6 protein-coding genes are annotated in these 10,554 nt (G+C 70.5%); 5 read left to right on the top strand and 1 reads right to left on the bottom strand.

The annotated features are described in order from the left end of the window. Nucleotides 1-1,205: 1,205 nt before the first annotated feature. A complete protein-coding gene (gene polA / locus MQP27_RS04955; protein ID WP_242761286.1) occupies nucleotides 1,206-3,932 on the bottom strand; it encodes a DNA polymerase I in 2,727 nt (908 codons plus the stop codon). A gap of 125 nt (nucleotides 3,933-4,057) precedes the next feature. Here polA and MQP27_RS04950 point away from each other — a divergent pair, with 125 nt between their 5' ends. The 5 genes from MQP27_RS04950 to MQP27_RS04930 all read left to right on the top strand — a co-directional run bounded on the left by MQP27_RS04950 (nucleotide 4,058) and on the right by MQP27_RS04930 (nucleotide 10,551). Then, nucleotides 4,058-6,337: an FdhF/YdeP family oxidoreductase gene (locus MQP27_RS04950; RefSeq protein ID WP_242761284.1), complete on the top strand. Its 2,280-nt coding sequence runs from the start codon at nucleotides 4,058-4,060 to the stop codon at nucleotides 6,335-6,337. A 52-nt stretch (nucleotides 6,338-6,389) separates the two neighbouring features. Next, nucleotides 6,390-6,878 carry a PaaI family thioesterase gene (locus tag MQP27_RS04945; RefSeq protein ID WP_242761275.1) on the top strand — a complete coding sequence of 163 codons (489 nt, stop codon included), beginning with the start codon at nucleotides 6,390-6,392 and terminating at the stop codon, nucleotides 6,876-6,878. A 477-nt stretch (nucleotides 6,879-7,355) separates the two neighbouring features. Beyond that, complete coding sequence (locus tag MQP27_RS04940; protein WP_242761265.1) at nucleotides 7,356-8,027, top strand: hypothetical protein; 672 nt, start codon at nucleotides 7,356-7,358, stop codon at nucleotides 8,025-8,027. 222 nt (nucleotides 8,028-8,249) lie between these two features. Continuing rightward, the gene (locus tag MQP27_RS04935) at nucleotides 8,250-9,470 is read left to right on the top strand and encodes a branched-chain amino acid ABC transporter substrate-binding protein (protein ID WP_242761433.1); all 1,221 of its coding nucleotides are present in this window, start codon (nucleotides 8,250-8,252) and stop codon (nucleotides 9,468-9,470) included. A 151-nt stretch (nucleotides 9,471-9,621) separates the two neighbouring features. After that, the gene (locus tag MQP27_RS04930) at nucleotides 9,622-10,551 is read left to right on the top strand and encodes a branched-chain amino acid ABC transporter permease (protein WP_242761263.1); all 930 of its coding nucleotides are present in this window, start codon (nucleotides 9,622-9,624) and stop codon (nucleotides 10,549-10,551) included. Nucleotides 10,552-10,554: the final 3 nt, after the last annotated feature.

The following is a 10,554-nucleotide window of genomic DNA, read 5'->3' as shown; positions in this document are numbered from 1 at the left end:
ACAAGCCAAATCCCACTTATTCTTAACCCCCATCCCCTACCCCCCTCTCTTCCCATCTGGTGGTGGGGTGACGGGGCCGGGCGGGTCGGGGAGCGTGGCGGGTGGTGGGGTACCGGGGCGGGGTGAGTCCCCGAGGGTGGCGGGCGGTGGAGCGACGGGGCCAGGCGGGTCGGGGAGCGTGGCGGGTGGTGGGGCGACGGGGCCGGGCAGGTCGGCCATGGTGGCGGGTGGCGGAGCGACGGGGCCGGGCGGGTCGGGGAGGGTGTTTGAGCCGGGTGAGCCACCGGGAGCCTGCAAGCCGGGCGAGTCGTCAGGGGCGCACAAGCCAAATGAGCCACCGGAAGCCTGCGAGTCGCCAGGGGCGTGCCACCCGGGCGAATCGCCGGAGGCGTACGAGCCCGGTAGGCCGGAGAGGTCCGAGGCGGCTGAGGTGGGCGTGACCGCCTCGGTGACCGGCGTTCGCCGGGGCAGGCGGGACCGGAAAGCGGTGGCTGTGAGGCGAAGGTCGGTGGCCGTGCGGCGGAGGTCGGTCGCTGTGCGGCGGAGGTCTGCTGCCGTCTGGCGCAGGGCCGTGGACGTGTGGCGCAGGGTCGCAGTGAGGTCCGTGGGGATGCGGGCGGTGCTTGCGTCGGCCGCGAAGGCCGGGACCGGGGCGAGGGGCACGGCGGGCGCCGACTCGGCACTCGCCTGCGCTCTCGCCGGACGGCGGTTGAGCATGCGTATACCCATGCCCGCATCCTTGCGGGAGGCGGGGGCGGGGGTCGCCTTGACGGGGGCCACGTGAGTGACGGGCCCTGCGGGGCTTGGCCGACGGTTGAGCGGGGCGGCTCGCGGCCGGGGGTTGGGGCGAGCTCAGCACCGCCGGGAAGGGCCGTGGGGGCGCGCCGTTGCGGCGGAGTCCGGGGGCGACCAGCCGATTGCCCTTGCCGAGCCGAGACAGGAATCCCAGCCCCAGCCGCACAGCTCCACCCCAGATCGTCACGCCGACCGAGCACCGCCAGGCACTCGCCACCGAGCAGCGCAACGCCCAGCCATCGCCACCCAACCGACATCACACGAGGCCCTCGCCCCACGCCCGGAACAACGCAAGCCCGTAGCCGCCCGCCCAGCACCACACCAGGCCTCGCCGCCCGCCCGGCACCACGCAAGCCCCCAGCCGCCCGCCCAGCACCACGCGGCAGCGGCCCCCACCCCGCCGCCGGAGGCTAGTGCGCTGCTGATTCCCAGTCCGGGCCCGCGCCCACCGAGACGCCCAGGGGGACCCTCAGGTGGACCGCGTCGGACATTTCGCGGCGGACGATTTCCTCCACCACCGCGCGCTCGCCCGGGGCGATCTCCAGGACGATTTCGTCGTGGACCTGGAGGAGCATCCGGGACGTGAGGGACGCCGCGCGCAGAGCCTTGTCGACGTTCAGCATGGCGATCTTGACGATGTCCGCCGCCGTGCCCTGGATGGGCGCGTTGAGGGCCATCCGCTCGGCCGCCTCGCGCCGCTGGCGGTTGTCGCTGTTGAGGTCGGGGAGATAGCGGCGACGACCGAAGAGCGTTGCCGTGTAGCCCGTGGCGCGCGCCTCGTCCACTACCCGGCGGAGATAGTCCTGGACCCCGCCGAAGCGCTCGAAGTACGTGTCCATCAGGGCCCGCGCCTCGCCCGCGTCGATGTTCAGCTGCCCGGAGAGCCCGAAGGCGGACAGCCCGTACGCGAGGCCGTACGACATCGCCTTGATCTTGCGCCGCATCTCCGCGTCGACATGCTCCCGGTCGACCGAGAAGACCTGCGCGGCCACCGTGTTGTGCAGGTCCTCGCCGGAGGTGAACGCCTCGATGAGGCCCTCGTCCTCGGACAGGTGGGCCATCACGCGCAGTTCGATCTGGCTGTAGTCGGCGGTCATGAGCGACTCGAAGCCCTCGCCGACGACGAAGCCCCGGCGGATCGCCCGGCCCTCGTCCGTGCGGACCGGGATGTTCTGAAGGTTCGGGTCCGTGGAGGACAGCCGGCCCGTGGCCGCGACCGTCTGGTTGAACGTGGTGTGGATACGGCCGTCCGTCGCTACCGTCTTGATCAGGCCCTCCACCGTCACACGGAGCTTGGCCTGCTCGCGGTGGCGGAGCATGATCACCGGAAGTTCGTTGTCCGTCTGGGTCGCCAGCCACGCCAGCGCGTCGGCGTCCGTGGTGTAACCGGTCTTGGTGCGCTTCGTCCTGGGCAGGGCGAGTTCGTTGAAGAGGACTTCCTGTAGCTGCTTGGGCGAGCCCAGGTTGAACTCGTGTCCGGCGGCGGCGTGGGCTTCCTTCACGGCCTGCTGGACGGCGCCCGCGAACATCTGCTCCATGGCCTCCAGATGGGCCCGGTCGGCCGCGATGCCGTGTCGCTCCATGCGGGCCAGCAGGGCGGAGGTGGGCAGCTCCATGTCCCGCAGCAGGTCGGCCGCGCCGACCTCCTGCAACCGGCTCTCGAAGGCCTCGCCCAGGTCGCGCACCGTGCGGGCCTGGATCATCAGGGCCTCGGCCTCGGCGCCGTCGTCAGCCCCGAAGGCGAGCTGCCCGTCGGCCGTGGCGGCGGGCGCCAGCTCGCGGCCCAGGTACTCCAGGGACAGCGCGTCCAGGTCGAAGGAGCGGCGGCCCGGCTTGACCAGGTACGCGGCGAGCGCGGTGTCCATGGAGACGCCAGCGATGCTCCAGCCGTGCTCGGCGAAGACCCGCATCGCGCCCTTGGCGTTGTGGAAGACCTTGGACCTGGCCTCGTCGGCGAGCCACGCCGCGAACGCCGTCTCGTCGGCCTCGTCCAGCTGGGAGGGGTCGAACCAGGCGGCCGGCCCCTCGGCCGTGGCCAGCGCGACCTCCGCGACCGAGCCCGTGCCCAGCGCCCAGGTGTCGACGGTGGCGACGCCGAGGGTGGTGGTGCCGTGCTCGCCGAGCCAGCCGGCCAGCTCGCCGGTGGACAGCACGGTGCCGTCCAGCTCCACGCCGTCCGCGACGACCGGCGTGCCCTCGGCCTCCTCGGCGCCCGGGTCGACGGCCAGCAGCCGTTCGCGCAGCGAGGGGTTCCTGATCTCCAGGGTGTCGAGGATCATCGCGAACGTCTTGCGGTCGTACGGCGCGCGCTCCAGGTCGGCGACCGTCTTGGGCAGCTCGACCGTGCGCACCATCTCGGTGAGGCGGCGGTTGAGCTTGACGGCCTCCAGGTGGTCGCGGAGGTTCTGCCCGGCCTTGCCCTTGACCTCCTCGACGCGCTCGACGAGGTCGGCGAAGGACCCGAACTGGTTGATCCACTTCGCGGCCGTCTTCTCGCCGACGCCCGGGATGCCGGGGAGGTTGTCGGACGGGTCGCCGCGCAGGGCCGCGAAGTCGGGGTACTGGGCGGGCGTCAGGCCGTACTTCTCGAAGACCTTCTCCGGGGTGAACCGGGTCAGCTCGGAGACGCCCTTCGTCGGGTACAGCACCGTGGTGTGCTCGGTGACCAGCTGGAAGGAGTCGCGGTCGCCGGTGACGATCAGCACCTCGAAGCCCTCGGCCTCGGCCTGGGTGGCGAGCGTGGCGATGATGTCGTCCGCCTCGAAGCCGTCGACGGCGAATCGCGAGACGTGCATCGAGTCGAGGACCTCGCCGATCAGCTCGACCTGGCCCCTGAACTCGTCCGGGGTCTTGGAGCGGTTGGCCTTGTACTCCGTGAACTCCTCGGAGCGCCAGGTCTTGCGGGAGACGTCGAAGGCCACCGCGAAGTGCGTGGGCTCCTCGTCACGCAGGGTGTTGGCGAGCATCGACGCGAAGCCGTAGATCGCGTTCGTCGGCTGGCCCGTCGCCGTCGTGAAGTTCTCCGCGGGCAGCGCGAAGAACGCGCGGTACGCCAGCGAATGCCCGTCCATGAGCATCAGCCGCGGCCGCTTGCCGCCGGAGGTGTTCTCGGTCTTCTTCGATGCTGTCTCTGCCACGAACCCGATCCTGCCATGCGCCACTGACAATCCGGCCCGCCCGTCGCCCGCGGAGCCCCGGCTGTCAGCGCCGCGTGCGAGGATCGGAGACGTACCTCGCACATGTACGCGAAGGAGAGTGCGCGATGGCCAGCAAGCCGCCCAAGGGTGATCCGGTCCAGGACGCGCCGCAGGTCGGTGGGCCGAAGCATGCCGCCGCCGGGCTGCCGGCGATCGGGCACACCCTGCGCGTCGCGCAGCGGCAGATGGGCGTGAAGCGGACCCTGCTGACGCTGCTGAGCGTCAACCAGAAGGACGGCTTCGACTGCCCGGGCTGCGCCTGGCCGGAGCCGGACCACCGGCACACCGCGGAGTTCTGCGAGAACGGCGCGAAGGCGGTCGCCGAGGAGGCCACCCTGCGCCGGGTCACCCCGGAGTTCTTCGCCGCCCATTCCGTCGCCGATCTCGCCACCCGCAGCGGCTACTGGCTGGGCCAGCAGGGGCGGCTGACGCACCCCATGTACCTGCCCGAGGGCGGCACGCACTACGAGCCGGTGAGCTGGGAGCGCGCCTTCGACATCGTCGCCGAGGAGCTCGCCGCCCTCGGCTCCCCGGACGAGGCCCTCTTCTACACCTCGGGCCGCACGAGCAACGAAGCGGCCTTCCTGTACCAGCTGTTCGCCCGGCAGCTCGGCACGAACAACCTGCCGGACTGCTCCAACATGTGCCACGAGTCGTCCGGTTCGGCGCTGAGCGAGACGATCGGCATCGGCAAGGGCAGCGTCCTGCTGGAGGACCTCTACAAGGCCGACCTGATCATCGTCGCCGGCCAGAACCCGGGCACCAACCACCCGCGCATGCTCTCCGCGCTGGAGAAGGCGAAGGCGGGCGGCGCGAAGATCGTCAGCGTCAACCCGCTGCCCGAGGCCGGCCTGGAGCGCTTCAAGAACCCGCAGACCCCGCAGGGCATGCTCAAGGGCGCCGCGCTCACGGATCTGTTCCTGCAGATCCGCATCGGCGGCGACCAAGCCCTGTTCCGTCTCCTCAACAGGCTGATCCTGGAGACGGAGGGTGCGGTCGACGAGGAGTTCGTGCGTGAACACACGCATGGATACGAGGAGTTCGTCGCCGCCGCCAAGGCCGCCGACTGGGACGAGACGCTCGCCGCGACCGGTCTCACCCGCGCGGAGATCGAGCGGGTCCTGCGCATGGTGCTCGCCTCCGAGCGCACCGTCGTGTGCTGGGCGATGGGCCTGACCCAGCACAAGCACTCCGTGCCGACCATCCGCGAGGTGGTCAACTTCCTTCTGCTGCGCGGCAACATCGGTCGCCCGGGCGCGGGCGTGTGCCCGGTGCGCGGTCACTCGAACGTGCAGGGCGACCGCACGATGGGCATCTTCGAGCGGCCCGCGCCCGCCTTCCTGGACGCCCTGGAGAAGGAGTTCGGCTTCGCGCCCCCGCGCGAGCACGGCTACGACACCGTCGAGGCGATCCGCGCCCTGCGCGACGGCCGGGCCAAGGTCTTCTTCGCCATGGGCGGCAACTTCGTCTCCGCCTCCCCCGACACCGAGGTCACCGAGGCGGCCATGCGGCGAGCCCGGCTCACCGTGCACGTGTCGACGAAGCTGAACCGTTCGCACGCGGTCACGGGCGCGCGTGCGCTCATCCTGCCGACCCTCGGCCGCACCGAGCGCGATCTCCAGGGCAGTGGCGAGCAGTTCGTGACCGTCGAGGACTCCATGGGCATGGTGCACGCCTCCCGCGGCCGCCTGGAGCCCGCGAGCGCCCATCTGCTGTCCGAGCCGGCCATCGTGTGCCGGCTGGCCCGCCGGGTGCTCGGCCCGGAGAACTCGGTGCCGTGGGAGGAGTTCGAGAAGGACTACGCGACGATCCGCGACCGCATCGCGCGCGTGGTCCCCGGTTTCCAGGACTTCAACGCGCGCGTGGCGCACCCCGGGGGCTTCGCCCTCCCGCACGCCCCGCGCGACGAGCGCCGCTTCACCACGAAGACCGGCAAGGCCAACTTCACCGCGGCCCCCGTGGAGTACCCGGAGCTGCCCGAGGGCCGTCTGCTGCTGCAGACGCTGCGCTCGCACGACCAGTACAACACCACGATCTACGGCCTCGACGACCGCTACCGGGGCATCAGGAACGGCCGCCGGGTCGTCCTGGTCAACCCCGAGGACGCGCGGGAGCTGAAGCTCGCCGACGGCTCCTACGTCGACCTGGTCGGCGAGTGGCGGGACGGGGTCGAGCGCCGGGCGCCCGGGTTCCGGGTCGTGCACTACCCGACGGCACGCGGCTGCGCGGCCGCCTACTACCCGGAGACCAACGTCCTGGTCCCGCTGGACGCCACGGCGGACACCAGCAACACCCCGGCCAGCAAGTCCGTCGTCGTACGTCTGGAACAATCGGCAACCGACTGAGCGTTTGCTCAGGCAGGCTGCACGAGTGATCACGACGAACGGAGCACGGCCCATGGGCGAGCAGCAGCATGTGAGGTTCCCGCAGGAGGTCATCGACGAGTACGCCACGCTCGGCGTCGACCTGCCGGCCCTGTTCTCGGCGGGCCACCTCGGGACGCGCATGGGCGTGGAGATCGTGGAGGCCTCCGCCGACCGCGTCGTCGGCACGATGCCGGTGGAGGGCAACACCCAGCCGTACGGGCTGCTGCACGGCGGCGCCTCCGCCGTGCTGGCCGAGACGCTGGGCTCCGTGGGCTCGATGCTGCACGGCGGCAGCTCCAAGATCGCGGTCGGCGTCGACCTGAACTGCACGCACCACCGGGGCGCGCGCTCCGGGCTGGTGACCGGGGTGGCGACGCCCGTGCACCGGGGGCGCTCGACGGCGACGTACGAGATCGTGATCACTGACGAGGAGGGACGGCGCGTGTGCACCGCGCGGCTGACCTGCCTGCTACGGGACGTCAGGCCGGGCGACGGGGCACATCTGACCACGACCGGCTGACCGGACGCCGACGGCGGTGGGAGGCCGCCCGCGGTATCTTCCCGAGCCACCCCCCGTCCCACCGCCCACGCCTCCCCCGACCCACCGCCCCACCACCAGCACCTCTCCCGCCCGGCCTCCTCGCCGTCGGCCTCCACCCCCAGCCACCGCCCCACCGCCCACTCCCCCAAGCCACCACCCCGCCACCAGCCCCCTCCGGGCCACCGCCGCACCACCAGCGATCTCCCACGCGGCCTCCCCGCAGTCGGCCTCCACCCCCAGCCACCGCCCCACCGCCCATTCCCCCGAGCCACCGCCCCGCCACCAGCCCCCTCCGGGCCGCCGCACCACCAGCCGTCTCCCGTGCGGACCCCTCGCAGTCGCCCTCTTCCCTGAGCCACCGCCGCACCACCACCGCCTCCCCGCCCGGCCTCCTCCCCGTCGGCCTCTACCCCGGGCCAGCCCCCTCACCTACCGTTTCCTCATGAGGCTGCGGTCATGAGCGGCATCGGGCCCGTTGAACCCGTCGGCTCCGCCGGGTCGGGTGATGGTCGTGACGTCATCGGCGCCGACGCCCCGCGCCTCACCGACCGCTGGCCCGCCGTGTCGCCGCGCGTTCGCCGCAACGCGCTCGGGGCCGGCGTGATCGCCGCCGTGACCGCCGTGGCCCTGCTCGCGCCCCAGGCCGGCAGCCCCGACCACGCCCGGCCGCCGGAGCCGATGCCGTACCCGGCGAACGTCACCGACTGGCACTACCTCGGCCTCGGCGCACCCCTCGGCTCCCGCGCCACCGCGGGGAGCTTCCGCTTCGACGTCTCCGTCGACAGCGGCCCGCCCGTCACCCTGACGGTCCTCGACGCCGCCTTCCCGGGACTCGTCGCCCACGCCACGCCGCGGCCCGCGTTCACCGTCCCCGCCGGGACGACCCGCCGGGTCACCGTGGAGATTTCCGTGTCCGACTGTTCGGGACTGCCCCCGAACGCGGACCTACCATTCCTTGACGTAACGCTCCGTAACACGCGCGCAATACAGCATCACAGTTTCATCTTCGGCGGCGCCTATGCCCGCGATCTCTCCACGCTGTTCCACCGGGCCTGCAACCGCTCTCCGGCCCGTTCCGCCCCACGGCCAAGCGGAAGTGCAGGTTCTCAGAATGCGGACCGAGCCTAAAATGCGCCAAATGGGCCGAGAGGCGTCTTCCGGAGCCCCGCTTTCCACCACGTCATAACAAGAAAGTCACAAGCCAGCGCACGGCGATGCCCATGCCCACAGATCGGGCTTAGAGTCACGGCCAGTCACCGCTCCATCGGGAGTTCGGTACATGCGCGGCAACCAACGTTCCCACCGGGGCGGACGTGCCTGCGGAAAGGACTGATTGTGCGACAGCGTTCTTTGGTGATTCTGACCTCCGTCCTCGCGACGGGGGCTCTGACTCTCACCGCCTGCGGCTCCCGGGACGACAGCGGTGACAAGAGCAACAGCGGATCGAGCACCACCTTCACCATCGGTGTCGACGCCCCGCTGTCCGGCGAGAACTCGACCACCGGTCTCGGCATCCAGTACGGCGTCCAGGTCGCCGTAGACGACGCCAACAAGAACAACTGGGTCCCCGGCGTCAAGTTCAAGGTCGAGGCCCTCGACGACAAGGCGCAGCCGGCCACCGGCCAGCAGAACGCCACCAAGCTCGTCGGCGACAAGAACGTCGTGGGCGCCGTCGGCCCCCTGAACTCCGGCGTCGCCCAGTCGATGCAGCAGGTGTTCGCCTCGGCCAACATGGTCGAGATCTCGCCCTCGAACACCAACCCCGAGCTGACCCAGGGCAAGAACTGGCAGACGGCCAAGAAGCGGCCGTACAAGACGTACTTCCGCACCGCCACCACCGACGAGCTGCAGGGCAGCTTCGCCGCCGACTACGCGTACAACGGCCTCAAGAAGAAGAAGGCCTTCGTCGTCGACGACAAGCAGACCTACGGCGCCGGCCTCGCCAAGATCTTCGCCGAGAAGTTCAAGGGCCTCGGTGGCACGGTCGTCCAGACCGACCACGTCAACACCGGCGACAAGGACTTCGGCTCCCTCGTCACCAAGATCAAGAACTCCGGCGCCGACCTGCTCTACTACGGCGGCCAGTACGACGAGTCCTCGCTGATCACCAAGCAGCTCAAGGGCGCCGGCGTCAAGATCCCGCTGTTCGGCGGCGACGGCATGTACGCCACCACCTACATCGACGTGGCCGGCGCGGCCGCCGCGGGCGACCTCGTCACCTCCGTCGGCGTCCCGGTCGACACCCTGCCCGCCGCCAAGCAGTTCATCGAGACCTACAAGGCCAAGGGCTACAAGGGTGACTACGGCGCCTACGGCGGCTACTCCTACGACGCCGCCACCGCCATCATCAAGGCAGTGAAGGCCGTCAAGGACGCCAACGGCGGCAAGGTGCCCAGCGACATCAACGACCTGCGCTCCAAGGTCGTCGACGAGGTCCAGAAGTCGGACTTCCAGGGCATCACCGGCAAGGTCTCCTTCGACCAGTACGGCGACACCGGCAACAAGCAGCTCACGGTTTACCAGGTCGAAAACGGCGAATGGAAGGCTGTGAAGACGGGCACCGCCAGCTGACCCTCTCAGCACCGGCAAGACCGCACCACGGGCCGCGCGGAAGGAGGACCCCGACCGCGCGGCCCGTTTCCACACCCAGAACTTGCACACGCCCCGTGCACACACACAACGACTCTGTGCACACGACCACCAGCGACATGGAGGCCATGCGGTGAACACCCTGCCGCAGCAGCTGGCCAACGGGCTGCTTCTAGGCTCGATGTACGGGCTGATCGCCATCGGTTACACGATGGTGTACGGCATCGTCCAGCTCATCAACTTCGCGCACGGCGAGATCTTCATGACCGGGGCCTTCGGCGCCCTCACGGTCTACCTCTACATCCTGCCCGACGGCACCCCCATGGCTGCCGCCGTCCCCCTGATGCTGGTCGGAGGCGCCATCGTCTCCGTTCTCATCGCGGTCGGAGCGGAACGGTTCGCCTACCGGCCCCTGCGCGGAGCACCACGCCTGGCACCGCTCATCACCGCCATCGGCCTCTCCCTGGCCCTCCAGGAAGCCGTCCGCAACTTCTACCCCAACGCGGACAAGGCCCTCGCCTTCCCCGGCCTCGACACCACCCACGACATCGGCTCCATCACCATCAAGGACGCCGACATCTTCCTGATCGTCTCCGCGATCATCTGCATGTCGGCGCTCGCCTGGTTCGTCCGCAAGTCCCGCACCGGCCGCGCCATGCAGGCCACCGCGCAGGACCCGGACACCGCGCAGCTGATGGGCATCGACACCAACCGCATCATCGTCATCGCGTTCGCCATCGGCGGCTTCTTCGCCGCCGTCGCCGCCCTCGCCTTCGGCCTCAAGTACGGCAGCATCGACTACCGCATGGGCTTCCTGATGGGCCTCAAGGCCTTCACCGCGGCCGTCCTCGGCGGCATCGGCAACATCTACGGCGCGATGCTCGGCGGCGTCGTCCTCGGCATCGCCGAGACCCTCGCCTCCGCCTACATCAACAACATCCCGGGCATGCAGCAGCTCGGCGGCCAGAGCTGGGCCAACGTCTGGGCCTTCGTACTCCTCATCCTGGTGCTCCTCTTCAGGCCACAGGGCCTGCTCGGCGAGCGCGTCGCGGACAGGGCGTGATCA

It is taken from the genome of Streptomyces cylindrosporus, assembly GCF_022698165.1.
Classification (GTDB): Bacteria; Actinomycetota; Actinomycetes; order Streptomycetales; family Streptomycetaceae; genus Streptomyces; species Streptomyces cylindrosporus.
Note: the sequence above shows the minus strand (reverse complement) of the source record. Positions and strands in the feature narration are given on the sequence as shown.